This window comes from Bradyrhizobium sp. LB13.1 (assembly GCF_054056815.1).
The window spans coordinates 2133369-2147792 of the sequence record NZ_JBSRYQ010000001.1 but is presented as its reverse complement, the minus strand read 5'-3'; the positions used below and the strand labels follow the sequence as shown (position 1 = coordinate 2147792).

The following is a 14424-nucleotide window of genomic DNA, read 5'->3' as shown; positions in this document are numbered from 1 at the left end:
GCAATAGCGCTGATCGCGGCGGGCCGCCGCCCGGCCTACCCCAGATGCTTCCGGAAAAACTCCGTCGCCCTGACCCAGGCGAGTTCGGCGGCTTCGCGGTCGTGCACGGCCTGGCGCTGCTCGTTGACGAAGGCGTGCTCGGCGTCATAGCGGAACAGCTCCAGCGACTTGCCGGCGGCCTTCATGCCGTTTTCGAAGGCATCGACCAGTTGCGGTGTGCACCAGTCGTCCTTGTTGGCGAAATGAGCCTGGAGCGGAATCTTGACGTCGGCGGGCTTGGCCGCCTGCTCCGGCGGAATGCCGTAGAACACCACGCCGGCCGCAAGCTCCGGGATCTTGGTCGCACCGATGATGGTCACGGCGCCGCCGAGGCAGAAGCCTGTCAGCCCCACCTTGGCGCCGTTGCGCGACAGATATTGCGTGGCGCCGCGCACGGTCTGCGTGGTGGCGTCCATGAAATCCAGCGAGTTCATCTCTTTGCCGGCGGCGTCCGTGTCGTGATACGGCACCACCTTGCCCTTGTAGAGATCGGGCGCGAGCGCGTCGAAACCGGCCAGCGCAAAGCGGTCGCACAGGCCCTTGATCTGGTCCGACAGGCCCCACCATTCCTGGATCACGACCACGCCCGGCGCGTTGCCGCGCGCCGCGTTGGCGAGATAGCCCGATCCGTCCTTGCCGTCCGGGCGCTTGAAGGTGATGGCGGTTCCCATGATGTCCTCCGGTGAGTTTCTGGGGAGCGGTTGGCGGTACTTTGGCCGCTGGGAGCGCGATAGGCAATCGCGCCAAACAACACACGCTCGTGTGCAACAAAAAAGCCCCCTCGCGGGGGCTTCTTAAATTCTCGTTTCGCCTCGAACCGCTCAGTGCGAGTCGGCCCAGACCTTCTTCTTGGTGAAGTACATCAGGCCGGCGAAGATGATCAGGAAAATGAAGACCTGAAAGCCCATGCGCTTGCGCGCTTCCATGTGCGGCTCCGCGGTCCACATCAGGAACGTGGTGACGTCCTTGGCGTACTGCGCGACGGTCGTCGGCGAGCCGTCGTCATAGGTGACCTGGCCGTCGCTGAGCGGCTTCGGCATCTTGATGGCGTGGCCCGGGAAGTACTTGTTGTAGTAGGAGCCCTCCGGGATGGTCACACCCTCAGGCGCCTTGTCCTCAAAGCCCTGCAGCACCGCCGAGACGTAGTCTGGGCCCTGCTCCTGAAACTGGGTGAAGAAGTCGACGATGAACATCGGGAAGCCGCGCCCGTAGGACCGCGCCTTCGTGATCAGCGACAGATCTGGCGGCGCCGCACCGCCGTTCGCCGCACGCGCAGCCTGTTCGTTCGGGAACGGCGAGGGGAAATAGTCCGCCGGCCGGCCCGGGCGCTCGAACATGTCGCCCTGATCGTTCGGACCGTCCTTGACCTTGTAGTCGGAGGCGAAGGCTGCCACCTGCGCGGTCGAATAGCCGGGGCCGCCGGGATCTCCGAGATTGCGGAAAGCGATAAAGGACAGGCCGTGGCAATTGGCGCAGACTTCCTTGTAGACCTTGAGGCCGCGCTGGAGTGCGCCGCGGTCGAACGTGCCGAACGGGCCGGAGAAGGACCAGTTGTTGCCCGGCGGCCTGGTGCCGCCTTCCTCGGCGCGGGCGCTGTCGACTGAGCCCGCAAACAACGCGCCCGCCAGCGCAAGAGCGATCACGGTCGACACCATCGGCGTCGCCTTGCTGCCGGTCTTTGCAAGAACCGCCTCTGCGATCGAATTCGGCACCGGCCGCGGCGTCTCGATGCGCGAGAGCAGCGGCAGCACGATCAGGAAGTAGGCGAAGTAGCAGAACGTCAGGACCCGGCCGGCGATCACGTAGATGCCTTCCGGCGGCTGCGCGCCGAGATAGCCGAGCAGGATGCAGACCGCGACGAAGATCCAGAAGAACTGCTTGGCCAGCGGACGGTACTTCGACGACTTCGTCCTGGCGGCGTCGAGCCAGGGCAGGAAGCACAGGATGATGATCGCCGAGAACATCCCGATCACGCCCGCGAGCTTGTTCGGGATCGAACGCAGGATCGCGTAGAACGGCAGGTAATACCATTCCGGCACGATGTGCGGCGGGGTCACACCCGGGTTCGCCGGAATGTAGTTGTCGGCGTCGCCGAGATAGTTCGGCATGTAGAAGATGAACCAGGCGTAGAGCAGCATGAAGCAGGCGACGCCGAAGCCGTCCTTGATGGTGGCGTGCGGCGTGAACGGAACCGTGTCCTTTTCCGTCTTCGGCTCGACGCCGTCAGGATTGTTCTGGCCGGCGACGTGCAGCGCCCAGACGTGGAGCACGACGACGCCCGCGATCAGGAACGGCAGCAGATAGTGCAGCGAGAAGAAGCGGTTCAGCGTCGGGTTACCGACCGAATAGCCGCCCCACAGCAGCGTCACGATGCTCTCGCCGACATAGGGAATGGCGGAGAACAGATTGGTGATGACGGTGGCGCCCCAGAAGCTCATCTGGCCCCAGGGGAGCACGTAGCCCATGAAACCGGTCGCCATCATCAGGAGGTAGATGATGACGCCGAGGATCCAGAGCACTTCGCGCGGCTCCTTGTAGGAGCCGTAATAGAGGCCGCGCAGCATGTGGACGTAGACAGCGACGAAGAACATGGAGGCGCCGACGGCGTGCATGTTGCGCAGCAGCCAGCCGTAATTGACGTCACGGACCAATAGCTCGACCGACTTGAAGGCGAGATCGGCATGCGGCGTGTAGTGCATCGCCAGGATCACGCCGGTCAGGATCTGGATCCCCAACATGAAGGAGAGGATGGCGCCGAAGGTCCACCAGTAGTTCAGGTTGCGCGGGGTGGGATAGACAACGAAGGACGAGTGGACGAGGCCCATGATCGGCAGACGTCGCTCGATCCATTGCAGGGCCGGATTGCTCGGCTGGTAGTCGGATGGTCCGCTCATGATGCGATCCTGAGGAAATATAACGACGAGACGGCGCGAAGCTTCGGACGCGGGTCCGAAGCTCAGCCGATCTGGATTTTGGTGTCGGAAACGAACTGGTACGGCGGCACGGGCAGGTTCGCGGGCGCGGGCCCCTGGCGGATGCGGCCGGACGAATCGTACTGCGAACCATGGCAGGGGCAGAAGAACCCGTCGTAATTGCCTTCATGTGCGATCGGGATGCAGCCGAGATGGGTGCAGATGCCGATCACAACCAGCCACTGGTCGTGGCCGGACTTGACCCGGGCCTCGTCGGACTGCGGGTCGGGCAGGCTCGCCACATTGACGGCGCGCGCCTCGTCGATCTGTTTCTTGGTGCGGTGGCTGATATAGATCGGCTTGCCGCGCCAGAACACCTTGATGTTCCTGTCCCTCGGCGACCGGGCTGAGATCGACCTCGATCGGCGCACCGGCGGCGATGGTCGACGCATCAGGATTCATTTGGGAGACGAAGGGCCAGAGCGCGGCTGCGCCCCCTACTGCTGCGGCTGCCCCCGTTGCAACGAATAAGAAATCACGGCGTGTCGGATGGTCCGCCGAAGACGCTGTCGTCACGATTCCAACCCTTTCTTCTTATTCTGCCGGCGGAACCGCTCCAGAGGGCCCCAAGGTCCCCAGAACAGCCTGCTAGCGCCCGCGGCCCCCCGCGGCGGCAGAACTTCACGTGTCCCCACCAAAACAAGGCGAAAACAGCAGTCCAGAATCGTTCTATTGGCACCCTTGCCGGGCGAGCGCAAGCCCGCTATCGGCGCGGGAGCGTGCAATGCACGAATTCCGCGGCCAGCGATGTTTTATTGAGACATTTCCGGCCCGCACCGAACCCGGCACAGCCCATGCAGATAGCGCTTTTCCAACCCGACATCCCCACCAGAACACCGGCACGATTCTCAGGCTCTGCGCCTGTCTGGGCGTGGCCGCCCATATCATCGAACCGGCAGGCTTTCCCGTCTCCGACCGACATTTCCGCCGGGCGGGAATGGATTACCTCGATCAGGTCAGCATCACCCGCCACGACTCCTGGTCGAAATTCGAGCAATGGCGCGCGGCAGAGGGCTACCGCCTGCTGCTGTTCACCACCAAAGGGGCCACCGACTACCGCGATTTCCGTTACCAGACGACGGACATCCTGCTATTCGGGCGCGAGAGCGCCGGCGTCACCGACGCGGTGGTCGAGGCCGCGGACGCGCGGCTGGTGATTCCCATCGGGGCGGGGCTACGGTCGCTCAATGTCGCCATGACCGCAGCGATGGCCGCAGGCGAAGCGCTGCGGCAGATCCGGAACCCTGACGGCTCATTGGATTGAACCACAGGATTGAAGGGCCATAGGATTGAGGAGATACGGTTGAGTTACGCGGTCAAGGAAATCTTCCTGACCCTGCAAGGCGAAGGCGCCCATGCCGGGCGCGCGTCCGTATTTTGCCGTTTTGCGGGCTGCAACCTCTGGAGCGGGCGAGAGGCCGACCGCACGGGCGCCACCTGCAAATTCTGCGACACGGACTTCGTCGGCACCGACGGCACGCTGGGCGGGCGCTACGCCTCGGCCGCGGAACTCGCCGGCACCATCGCCGCGCAATGGACAGCCTCTACCGACAACCGTTACGTGGTGCTCACCGGCGGCGAGCCGCTGCTCCAGGTCGATGCCGCGCTGGTCGATGCGCTCCACGCAAGCGGCTTCGAGATCGGCGTCGAGACCAATGGGACGATCGCCCCGCCCGAGGGGCTCGACTGGATCTGCGTCAGCCCGAAGGGCGGCAGCGACCTGGTGGTCCGGCGCGGCCATGAGCTGAAGCTGGTCTATCCGCAGCCACTCGCCGCACCGGAGGCCTTCGCAGGCCTCGCCTTCGAGCGCTTCTCGCTGCAGCCGATGGACGGGCCCGAGGTCGCCGAAAACACCGCGCGCGCGATCGACTATTGCCTCAATCATCCGCAATGGCGGCTCAGCGTGCAGACGCACAAGTCACTCGGTATCAGATAGGATTGGTTTTCGAACAGATGTGGGAATTGACGAAATCGTTTCGCTTCGAGGCGGCGCACTCATTGTCGGGAACGACGTTCGGCGCGGCCAGCGAAGAGATCCACGGCCACTCCTTTCGCGCCGAGGTGACGGTGCGCGGCACGCTGGACCCTGCGACCGGCATGGTGGTCGATCTCGGCCTCCTTCAGCGCGCCATCGAGGATGTGCGCGTGATGCTGGACCACAAGTTCCTCAACAAGATCGAGGCGCTGGGCACACCGACGCTGGAAAACCTCTCGCTCTTCGTCTGGGACCGGCTGGCGCATATCGGCAAGCTGACCCGCGTCAGCATCCACCGCGACAGTTGCAGCGAGAGCTGCACCTATTACGGTCCGCAGGGCTGAAAGAATGACATCCACATTGGACCCGAGCTTGATCGAAGACCGCAAGACGCGCGCCCGCGCCTGGTTCGAAGCTTTGCGCGACGACATCTGCGCGAGCTTCGAGCGGCTGGAGGATGATGCCCCGCGAAGCCTTTATCCGGGCGAGCCGGGCCGCTTCAAACGCACGCCCTGGCAGCGCACCGATCATACCGGCGCGGCCGGCGGCGGCGGCGTGATGTCGATGATGTCCGGCCGCCTGTTCGAGAAGGTCGGCGTGCATTGCTCGACCGTGCACGGCGAATTCGCGCCGGAGTTTCGCGCGCAAATTCCGGGCGCGGCGGACGACCCGAAGTTCTGGGCCTCCGGCATCTCGCTGATCGCCCATCTGCGCAATCCGCACGTGCCAGCGGTGCACATGAACACGCGCTTTGTCGTCACCACAAAAGCCTGGTTCGGCGGCGGCGCCGATCTGACGCCGGTGCTCGAGCGCCGGCGGACGCAGGACGATGCCGACGCCATCGCCTTCCACGCCGCGATGAAACAGGCCTGCACGCAGCCGAACGGCATCGCCGATTACGACAAGTACAAGAAGTGGTGCGACGAGTATTTCCACCTGCCGCATCGGAAAGAAGCCCGCGGCGTCGGCGGCATCTTCTACGACTGGCACGACAGCGGCGACTGGGACGCCGACCTCGCCTTCACCGCGGATGTCGGCCGCGCCTTCCTGAAGATCTATCCTGAGATCGTGCGGCGCAATTTCGCGACCGCCTGGACGGCCGAGGATCGCGAGGAGCAATTGATCCGGCGCGGCCGCTATGTCGAATTCAATCTGCTCTACGATCGCGGCACCATCTTCGGGCTCAGGACCGGTGGCAATGTCGATTCGATCCTGTCGTCGCTGCCGCCGGAGGTGAAATGGCCATGACTCCGATGAAGCCCGCAATCAGGCCGCTGCCGCGCGCCATGCTGATCGACATGGACGACACCATCCTGTCGGCCTATGGCCGGCCCGAGATCGCCTGGAACACGATCGCGAACGAGTTTGCCGAAGAGCTCGCGCCGCTGCCGCCACAGCAGGTCGCAACCACGGTGCTCGCTTTCGCGAAAAACTTCTGGGCCAATGCGGACGCCTCGTGGCGGCTCAGGCTTGCCGAAGCTCGTCACCTCACGGTCAAGGGCGGGTTTGCCGCGCTCGCCGCCGCCGGCTACCGCGCCCTGCCCGACGACCTCGCCATTCGCCTCGCCGACCGCTTCACCACCTATCGCGAGGAGGAGATGTTCGTCTTCCCCGGCGCGCATGAGGCCATCGACAAATTGAAAGCGCTCGGCATCAAGCTCGCGCTGGTGACAAACGGCGCCGCCGACACCCAGCGCGCCAAGGTCGAGCGCTTCGAGCTGGCGCACCGCTTCCACCACATCCAGATCGAAGGCGAGCACGGTTTTGGCAAGCCCGAGGAGCGCGCCTACCTGCACGCGATGGACACGCTCGGCGTCACCGCAAAAGATACCTGGATGATCGGCGACAATCTGGAATGGGAAGTGGTGACTCCGCAGCGTCTCGGCATCTATTCGATCTGGATCGACGTGCATGGCGACGGCCTGCCCGAAGGGTCGCCCGTCAAGCCTGACCGCATCATCCGCTCGCTCGGCGAACTTTTGCCGGGATGATCAAGGCCACGAAAACAAAAACGTCGAAAACAACCCCATGCACAGTAGCCGACCGCTGCAAAACCAATGACTTACGGATTTAACGAAACCCTTTGACTCGCCGGGCAAAACACGGGCATGGTGGCATCATCGCCGCGCCCAGGACCGAAGAGCCCTTGCGTGCCCATCGAGCGATCCCCCACTCGAACCTCCGTCATCGACGTTTCAGTCTGCGCGGCGGACACGCGCAGCCGTAGCGCATCCGCGGACCCGCAGCCGTGATCGGCATGTCATGACGGCTTGCTAACTCTTCTCTCGTCAATCAACTCTCTGTCAATCAACCTGAAAGGACCATCCATGGAACTGAAAGTCGGCGATATCGTAATGCTGAAATCCGGCGGGCAGCCGCTCACCGTTGCGGAAGTGAAGGGCGACGACGTGCTCTGCCTCTGGATGGGCGCGGAAGGCGACCTGTTCCGCGAGACGCTGCCGCTGGCCGTGCTCGAACAGCTGGAAGAATTGGACGAGGACGAGGATGACGAGGACGAAGACGAGGAGTAGGCACGCCTGAGACCGCGTCCTCGTTAGGTCGGAGTGCTCGGCTCCGCCGCACGTGATGTCCGCTTCTATGCCAACAACGGAGCAAGAGCGGACATCGCTGGATGCTTCGAACGTCAATCCAACGGAACGTTCAGACTGGTACCTTTGGTGATAATGCCGCCACGGTTGCCAATCTCAATCGAACCATAGCGCTGCTTGAAACAATCGGGCAGCGGCCGGTCGCCTTCCATGCTGAGCCAAAGCCGCAACAAATGACGCTTTTGGTTTGCAATGGGCCAATCACGGAATCCGGTCCGATCATGCAACAAAGCATGATTGTAAACGAACTGCATGTCACCCGGCTGAAGCCGCATGCCAAAATGCAGAGTGGGGCTGTTTGCGAGCGCGTCAAAGAGATCGAGTGCCTCGACGTGAGCGGGCGTCAGTCTCGGCGCATCGGGAAAGCGCTGCGCACTATCGATATACTGGCGCTGATAGAACCCGGTCAGGAACCCCGCATGCCAATTCAGCACCGGGATTTCAAGATACGGCTTTTCGTTCTCCGGCACCTCGCCTCGCCGGTCTGTCGCGATCGGATCAAACAAGAGCGCGGCAAGGTCGGGACGTCTGTCAAACATCTCGTTGTAGATTGCCGTCGTGCTGACAAGGAGAGAATCCCCTCCCTCCATCGCCTCGCGAATGCATAACAATCCGACCACGTCGGACGAATCCGTATGGAATGTCTGACGTTCCGAAGTTTGATAAATTCGAGTGTTCGGATCCTTCGCATCGGCGCCTGTGTCACGGACGTGACCGAGAATGTGACCCGCTGCATTCTGAGACCGCGCCGATCCAAGATGCGCGCCCACCCCGCAAAATATCGTAGCGGCAAACTCCTGGCTATATTGTGCCACCGGGAGGCCGCGTATGACTTCGAAGCCCAAGCCGGCCAACAGCTTCTTCTTGAGATCTTCCAGGTGCGCGCCGAAGTGAGGAAGCGGAAAGCTTTCCTTCGTGATCTCTGCGATTTCTTTGCTTCTGCCGAGATATGTTTCAGCTGCGTTCTCGAGCTCGGCGATCTCGCCGGCAGAGAGCGATATCAACCATCGATCAGGATTGGCCTTCATCTCAGCGCCTTGCCAGGCAGACGGGATATCGACCCTCCCTGGAGGACGATTGATCCCGCTGGGCACTGAGACCACATTCATAGTGTTGGCTCCTGAGAAGATTGGGGGCGGACCATCGACGATATTGTGCCGATCGCTTGTTTGCAACTTGGCGCCCCCTGCGAACGGATATCCCGCAGCCCAAGGCCATTTCTGAAAAGTGACCAACGGAAGTTACCGCCAAGAGAAAAGCCGCCCGAAGGCGGCTAGTCGTTCTCTCCGCTGAAAGGAACTTGGAAGCAGTTCCACCAGCCGCTGGTGACCAAGCGAACGTCGTCACGCAACGAGCCAATGCCCCTTATGAATATCGAACTTCACGGCGCCGTCGTCACGCATCTTCAACAGGAGCGATTGGCAGTCGTCCTGGTTCTTTATGTTGACGCGCTTCATGATTTCGAAAGTCTTCAGAGGCTTTTCGCGAAGGGCAATTAGAATCTTTTCTCGATCGGTCATTGGGTTCCTTGCATCGGTATCGGCGACGGTACGTGTTGTACAGATCGTCTGCAACAGGTGCGTTCGCTTGACGAGGTCCGTTCCGGTTCAAAATCTCAGATCTCAACTTGCGCACATTCAGTCCGCTCCGCGGGGCTCGTTCGGTAAGATAGCTCTAAACCATTCAACTGCAGGCCGCACGAGCTGCCATCCTCGCAGCCCAAGAACCTTCTTGCAGGCAAGAAACCACCAACGACGCGTTCTTCGAACGGTCGGATCAAGACCGACCGCAAGTTTAGAAAGGCCTGCTGAGCTTTCTATCGCTCCTTCGTTGAAGGCAGTGCTTGCGCAACCGATCGCTTCAAGTGCCAACATGTGGTTCATCCAGGCACGAAGATCAGCAGCGTTGGTCAACCTGGCAGCACCATTAGTCAGGAAATGTTCAATCGCCGCCTTGCGTTGGAGCAGGTCTTGCTCCCGCGAAGGCTCGCTTGACATGTTGGCCGAGTGCGCTCGATACACGGCTTGATCAGCGGCAATGACCCCGACGTCGCCGTGCGCGGCGAGCCGGAACCACATTTCCATGTCAGAAGCGTAGGGGTAAATCAGCTAAATACCCGCCCAATCTTTTCTGCAGGCTCGTACGAACCACTACTGTTGGTGATAGCACAATGTTTTTTGCGCCGCTAAGTGTAATGAAATCGAGGCCCGACAAAATGTTGGTTCTTGATCCCACGCCTGTTCTACGCCGCGAACGCTCCCCCTGTTGATCAAGAACAACCGCGCCGCCGAAGGTGAAAGCGACAGACGGATGATCGTCCATCAGCTCGACCGATCTCGCAAGGGCGCCGGGCAACAGGTAATCGTCCGCAGACAGCAGAAGCATATAGTCGGCTCTCGTCCAGGCGATGCCTTCATTGGCGGTAGCAATGAGCCCTTGATTCGAGGTGTGCCTGCGATAATCCACCCGGGGATCGGAGTGGGCTAACTCTTCCGCAACTTCCGCTGTATTGTCGGGCGACGCATCATCGATAATGAGCACGCGCAACTCGGGGCCGGATTGCGCCAAAACGCTCTCGACACACTCTCGCAGGAAGTGCCCATACCGGAAGCAGGGAACAACAATGTCTACGGAGCTCATTTCTTGTCTCCACAGACCATCGCAAAGAGGGTCGAGGCCTAGGCTCCACTCTTGGCCGGGCGGAATTGCCGTCGACATCCTTGAATAGAGCGAAGCTCGTGGCCTCTCGCCACGCGGCTTTGTCGTCTCGCAGTTCCTCCCCTTGCTCGTCCTTGCTGGACGCAACATTGTGGACGCGGAAGACGTACCTCGGCCTGCTCCGGAAACGCCCGACGAAGCGCCTCCGTTCCAAAAGTCACATATGACACTTAGAGCCGGCGGAGCGATACCGGAAGGCGAAGGCAACGGCAGCGGGAATTACGATACACCCAATTGACCCGACCCGCTTCAAGCCCGGCAAGCGCGGACCGAAGCCAGCGCAGTCTGACGGCGATGATTAAGTGCACTGTCATCGTAACCCAAAAGGTCGTCATGCCCGGGCTTGTCCCGGACAAGCCCGGCCATGACGTTGTGGAAGCTTCGGCGCCCATATGCGCTCTGTCCCGGGAGGAGGTAAGCTACGCGTTCCGCTCCGCGATAATCTACCCGATCAGCTGCCTCGCGGCCGCCGAGATCATCACCAGCCCGCCGGTGATCACCGCGACATCGAGGATCGCGGTGTGGATATGCACCGGCATCCGCTCGACGAAGGCTTTGGCGAGGAACGCGCCGGGGATCGCGATCGCCCCGATCAGCAGCGCAAAGGCGAGCACCCGCGCGGTGACCGCGCCGGCGAGGCCGAACACCGAAATCTTGATCAGACCCGTGCCGAGCGAGATCATCGCGTCGGTCGCGATCACGGCGGCGCCCTCGAGTCCCGCGGCCATCAGCAGCGAGAGCAGGATCACGCCGGAGCCCGAGGTGCCGCCGACCAGCACGCCATAGCCGACGGAGCCGGCCGCAAGGCCGGTGTCGCCGATCCTGACCTGCCGGCGGCGGAGCATCCGGCGCAGTGGCACGCTCAGGATCAGCATGGAGCCGATCACCAGCGCAGCGCCGGCATTGGTCAGCCGGGTGTAGCCGTAGGCGCCGAGCGCCGTTGTCAGCGCCGCGCAGGCGAGCACGATCAGCGCGCGGCGGCGGTCGGCGTAACGCAGATAGGCAATCGCGCGGCTGGAATTGGTGGAAGATCGCGGAGATCGCGATGATCGGCACTACCGGCTCGGCGCCAACGAGAGGGACCAGCACCAGCGGCATCAGAGCGCCGGTGCCGTAGCCGGCGAGACCACCGATGATCGAAGCAAACAACGCCATCAACGCGACCAGCAGAAGCTGAAAAATCGAGATGTCGGCGAAGCCTGAGACGATGGTCACGTTTTCTCGTCGCGGCTGACGCGTGCCGCTGCTTGATCGGCGATGGAAGCGAGTGCGGTGTCCTCTAGGGGAAAATCCGCCGCAAGCCAAGCGTCCTCGGCGAGCGTCAACACATGCCCGAGCGCGGGTCCTTCCGCCATGCCGCGCGCGATGAAGTCGGCAGCTTTCAGCGGAAATTTCGGCGCAGTCCAGCGCTGCGGCAGCTCGGCGAGCACACGCCATCGCGACGAGCCGACGTGATCGCCGCCTCGCGCCCAGCCAAGCAACACGCGATCGTGATAGCGCTCCGCACCGAGCCGATAGAGCAGCCGCCGCGCATCGGCTTCGTCCTTGATCGCCAGGCGCCACCAGCGGTGCCCCATCGAATCGAGCGCCTTGGTTTCCGCATTGGAGAGCCTCAAGCGCGCGGCGACGCGTTTTGCATCTTCAGTCACGGCGACCGTCAGCGCAGCGAGCCGCCGCGTTGCGCTGGCAGCGAGGCCGAGCTCACGCTCGATCGCGATCATCGCCGAGAGCGGCCCGGTGTAGGCGACGCCGCCGGTCAGCGCTTGCAGCAATCCGCCATCCGCCATCGCAAGCGCGGCGGCAGACGCGCCGCGAGCGACCAGCAGCTTCAGCATCTCCATGCGCAGCCGCTCGGCCGACAGGCTCGCAAGGCCCGCGCGTCCCCGGATGCAGGCGAGATAGCCGTCGCGGTCGGGATCGCCGGCGCCGAACGCGGCGTGGATGCGGAAGAAACGCAGGATGCGCAGGAAATCCTCGGCGATCCGTTGGTCGGGATCACCGATAAAGCGCACGCGCCGCGCGGCCGCATCCGCGACGCCTCCGACGTAATCGTAGACAACGCCATCAGCATCGACCGACAGCCCGTTCATCGTGAAGTCGCGCCGCTCGGCGTCCTTCACCCAGTCGCGGCCGAACGCAACCTTGGCCTTGCGGCCGAAGGTCTCGGTGTCCTCGCGCAGCGTCGTGACTTCGTATGGCTGGTTGTCGATGACGAGCGTGACGGTGCCGTGGTCGATGCCGGTCGGCACGCTCTTGATGCCGGCACTCTTGGCGCGCCGCACCACCTCGTGCGGGAGCGCCGTGGTCGCGATGTCGATATCACCGGGCACGAGACCGAGCAGCGCGTTGCGCACGGCGCCGCCGACCACCCGCGCCTCCTCGCCATCGGCGTTGAGCAGTTCCAGGACGCGCGCGGTTCCTCCCGAAATCAGCCAGGGCGCATCGGCGAGCATGGGCTCCGCGCTCATCGGCCGGCCCCTATCTTTCCACGCCCGGCACGAGCTTGCCGTTTTCGACATGGGCGGGGACATAGGTCGAATCCGGAGCCGCGCCGGAGAAATGCGCAAACCCGATCAGCCCCGCGATCACCAGCACGAGTGCCGCCAGCATGAGACGCGCGACGATGGTGATCGGCCAGGACGATTGCACGAACAGCCCGGAACGGCTGGCGGCCAGGAACAGCGCATAGACGGCGAAGGGAACGAGGAAAATTCCGATCTCGGTCAGAACTGGACGGATCATGATGAATAGATCCGCTCGTAAAGCACACGCAGCATTCCGGCCGTCGCCCCCCAGATGTAGCGTTCCGCAAAGGGCATCGCGTAGTAGGACCGCTCCATGCCGCGGAATTCCTTGCTGTGCACCTGGTGGTTGGCCGGGTTCATCAGGAAGGATAGCGGCACTTCGAACGCATCATCAACCTCGGAATGGTTGATCGTCAGCTCAAAACCCGGCCGCACCCGGGCTACCGTCGGCAGGATGCGGAAGCCGAACGCGGTGCCGTAGAGATCGAGATAGCCGATCGGGTCGACGAAGTCGCGCGACAGCCCGATCTCCTCCTCCGCCTCGCGCAGCGCCGCATCGAGCGGCGAGGAGTCGGTCGCGTCTATCTTGCCGCCGGGAAAGGCAATCTGGCCCGCATGGTCGTTCAGATGCGCCGAGCGCTGCGTCAGCAGGATGGTTGGCTCGGGATGATCGACCACCGCGATCAAAACCGCCGCCGGCCGCACCGGCTGCTCACGCGCGATGATCTCGAGCATCTTGTCGGTGCCGGGATCGCCCGAGGCCGGAATGATGTTGGGATCGAACAGGCCGGGCGGCACGTCGAAGCCTAGTCGCGCCTTGGAGCGGGCGAAAAAATCGGCCGCTCCGAACGTGGCGGGATCGGTCTTCAGGATAGGCTTGTTCAAAGCGCGGCCCTCACCTGCTCCGCATCGGCCATGGCGAAGAATTCGCCGGCCGATTCGACGCCGAACATCGGCTGGCCATCGACCATCCGCTCCTCACCCATGTCAACCAGATCGTAAACTAGAGCGCGCGGGTGACCTTGGCCCAGAGTTCGGCGCGGACATGCAGATAGGGCGTCAGTCCGCCGCCCTCGCCCTGTTCGAAGCGCAGCCGGTGCGCCGCATCGCAGGTGACCCAGTCGTCGACATTGGTGCGGAAGCGGAGCACGCGGTGGTTGTCCTCGCCGTCCTTCTGCATTTCGACCGCCATGAACGGCGCGTCGTCGACGCGAATGCCGACCTTCTCCACCGGCGTGACGAGGAAATGCTTGTCGCCTTCACGCTTGAGGATGGTCGAGAACAGGCGGACCAGCGCGTGGCGGCCGATTGGCGTCCCCATGTAGTACCAAGTGCCATCGGAAGCGATTCGAATGTCGAGATCGCCACAAAACGGCGGATTCCACAGATGCACCGGAGGCAGGCCCTTTTTGACGCCTTCGGCATCGGCAGCACTTTTGGCGGCGGCAGTCAGCCCCTCAAGACCGCGATCGGCGCTCTGCCCTTGGTTCGCCATGGTTTGCCCTGACTCTGTCATTTGGCACGTTTGGTGCAGGTCTGAATTGTAAGTCTACGTCGTCTGTCGGTGCACGGTTCCACTCCGGATC

15 protein-coding genes and 4 pseudogenes are annotated in these 14424 nt (G+C 62.8%); 6 read left to right on the top strand and 13 right to left on the bottom strand.

Annotated features, from left to right (window positions below; all coding sequences use genetic code 11):
• Positions 1 to 35: 35 nt before the first annotated feature.
• From ACVWYI_RS10090 to petA, 3 genes and pseudogenes are all read right to left on the bottom strand, one after another.
• Entirely contained in the window at positions 36 to 710 is a 675-nt protein-coding gene (locus ACVWYI_RS10090; RefSeq protein WP_456661869.1) for a dienelactone hydrolase family protein, read from the bottom strand.
• A gap of 150 nt (positions 711 to 860) precedes the next feature.
• A complete protein-coding gene (fbcH, locus tag ACVWYI_RS10085; protein ID WP_456661868.1) occupies positions 861 to 2933 on the bottom strand; it encodes a cytochrome b/c1 in 2073 nt (690 codons plus the stop codon).
• Positions 2934 to 2995: 62 nt separating this feature from the next.
• Positions 2996 to 3527: pseudogene (petA, locus tag ACVWYI_RS10080) on the bottom strand (ubiquinol-cytochrome c reductase iron-sulfur subunit).
• Positions 3528 to 3805: 278 nt separating this feature from the next.
• On the opposite strand from petA, the pseudogene ACVWYI_RS10075 reads away from it, so the two are divergent.
• The 6 genes and pseudogenes from ACVWYI_RS10075 to ACVWYI_RS10050 all read left to right on the top strand — a co-directional run bounded on the left by ACVWYI_RS10075 (position 3806) and on the right by ACVWYI_RS10050 (position 7517).
• Positions 3806 to 4275: pseudogene (locus ACVWYI_RS10075) on the top strand (tRNA (cytidine(34)-2'-O)-methyltransferase).
• Between the two features lie 39 nt (positions 4276 to 4314).
• On the top strand, positions 4315 to 4947 hold the full coding sequence (queE, locus tag ACVWYI_RS10070; protein WP_456661867.1) for a 7-carboxy-7-deazaguanine synthase: 633 nt from the start codon (positions 4315 to 4317) through the stop codon (positions 4945 to 4947).
• 17 nt (positions 4948 to 4964) lie between these two features.
• Positions 4965 to 5330, top strand: coding sequence for a 6-pyruvoyl trahydropterin synthase family protein (locus ACVWYI_RS10065; RefSeq protein WP_247340587.1), 366 nt, complete (start codon positions 4965 to 4967; stop codon positions 5328 to 5330).
• A 4-nt stretch (positions 5331 to 5334) separates the two neighbouring features.
• Entirely contained in the window at positions 5335 to 6234 is a 900-nt protein-coding gene (hemF, locus tag ACVWYI_RS10060; protein WP_456661866.1) for an oxygen-dependent coproporphyrinogen oxidase, read from the top strand.
• Positions 6225 to 6977 carry an HAD family hydrolase gene (locus tag ACVWYI_RS10055; RefSeq protein WP_354045788.1) on the top strand — a complete coding sequence of 251 codons (753 nt, stop codon included), beginning with the start codon at positions 6225 to 6227 and terminating at the stop codon, positions 6975 to 6977. The genes hemF and ACVWYI_RS10055 overlap by 10 nt, the downstream gene beginning before the upstream one ends.
• A 336-nt stretch (positions 6978 to 7313) precedes the next feature.
• Entirely contained in the window at positions 7314 to 7517 is a 204-nt protein-coding gene (locus tag ACVWYI_RS10050) for a YodC family protein (protein ID WP_247340403.1), read from the top strand.
• Between the two features lie 113 nt (positions 7518 to 7630).
• Here ACVWYI_RS10050 and ACVWYI_RS10045 read toward each other — a convergent pair whose 3' ends face one another.
• The 10 genes and pseudogenes from ACVWYI_RS10045 to ACVWYI_RS10000 all read right to left on the bottom strand — a co-directional run bounded on the left by ACVWYI_RS10045 (position 7631) and on the right by ACVWYI_RS10000 (position 14333).
• Positions 7631 to 8704, bottom strand: a complete 1074-nt coding sequence (locus tag ACVWYI_RS10045; protein ID WP_456661865.1) for a TauD/TfdA family dioxygenase — start codon at positions 8702 to 8704, stop codon at positions 7631 to 7633.
• A 234-nt stretch (positions 8705 to 8938) separates the two neighbouring features.
• Entirely contained in the window at positions 8939 to 9115 is a 177-nt protein-coding gene (locus tag ACVWYI_RS10040; RefSeq protein WP_456661864.1) for a hypothetical protein, read from the bottom strand.
• A 117-nt stretch (positions 9116 to 9232) separates the two neighbouring features.
• A complete protein-coding gene (locus tag ACVWYI_RS10035) occupies positions 9233 to 9679 on the bottom strand; it encodes a hypothetical protein (protein ID WP_456661863.1) in 447 nt (148 codons plus the stop codon).
• 1 nt (position 9680) lies between these two features.
• Positions 9681 to 10235: a glycosyltransferase family 2 protein gene (locus tag ACVWYI_RS10030; protein ID WP_456661862.1), complete on the bottom strand. Its 555-nt coding sequence runs from the start codon at positions 10233 to 10235 to the stop codon at positions 9681 to 9683.
• Positions 10120 to 10467 carry a DUF6894 family protein gene (locus tag ACVWYI_RS10025; RefSeq protein ID WP_456661861.1) on the bottom strand — a complete coding sequence of 116 codons (348 nt, stop codon included), beginning with the start codon at positions 10465 to 10467 and terminating at the stop codon, positions 10120 to 10122. Before ACVWYI_RS10025 ends, ACVWYI_RS10030 begins: the two co-directional genes overlap by 116 nt.
• A 289-nt stretch (positions 10468 to 10756) precedes the next feature.
• Positions 10757 to 11528, bottom strand: a pseudogene (locus ACVWYI_RS10020) (sulfite exporter TauE/SafE family protein).
• Positions 11525 to 12781: a CCA tRNA nucleotidyltransferase gene (locus ACVWYI_RS10015; RefSeq protein WP_456661860.1), complete on the bottom strand. Its 1257-nt coding sequence runs from the start codon at positions 12779 to 12781 to the stop codon at positions 11525 to 11527. The pseudogene ACVWYI_RS10020 and the gene ACVWYI_RS10015 overlap by 4 nt, the downstream one beginning before the upstream one ends.
• A 10-nt stretch (positions 12782 to 12791) precedes the next feature.
• On the bottom strand, positions 12792 to 13055 hold the full coding sequence (locus tag ACVWYI_RS10010; protein ID WP_247340410.1) for a DUF6111 family protein: 264 nt from the start codon (positions 13053 to 13055) through the stop codon (positions 12792 to 12794).
• Complete coding sequence (locus tag ACVWYI_RS10005) at positions 13052 to 13723, bottom strand: CoA pyrophosphatase (protein ID WP_456661859.1); 672 nt, start codon at positions 13721 to 13723, stop codon at positions 13052 to 13054. The genes ACVWYI_RS10010 and ACVWYI_RS10005 overlap by 4 nt, the downstream gene beginning before the upstream one ends.
• Positions 13720 to 14333, bottom strand: a pseudogene (locus tag ACVWYI_RS10000) (DUF1285 domain-containing protein). The gene ACVWYI_RS10005 and the pseudogene ACVWYI_RS10000 overlap by 4 nt, the downstream one beginning before the upstream one ends.
• Between the last annotated feature and the right edge of the window lie 91 nt (positions 14334 to 14424).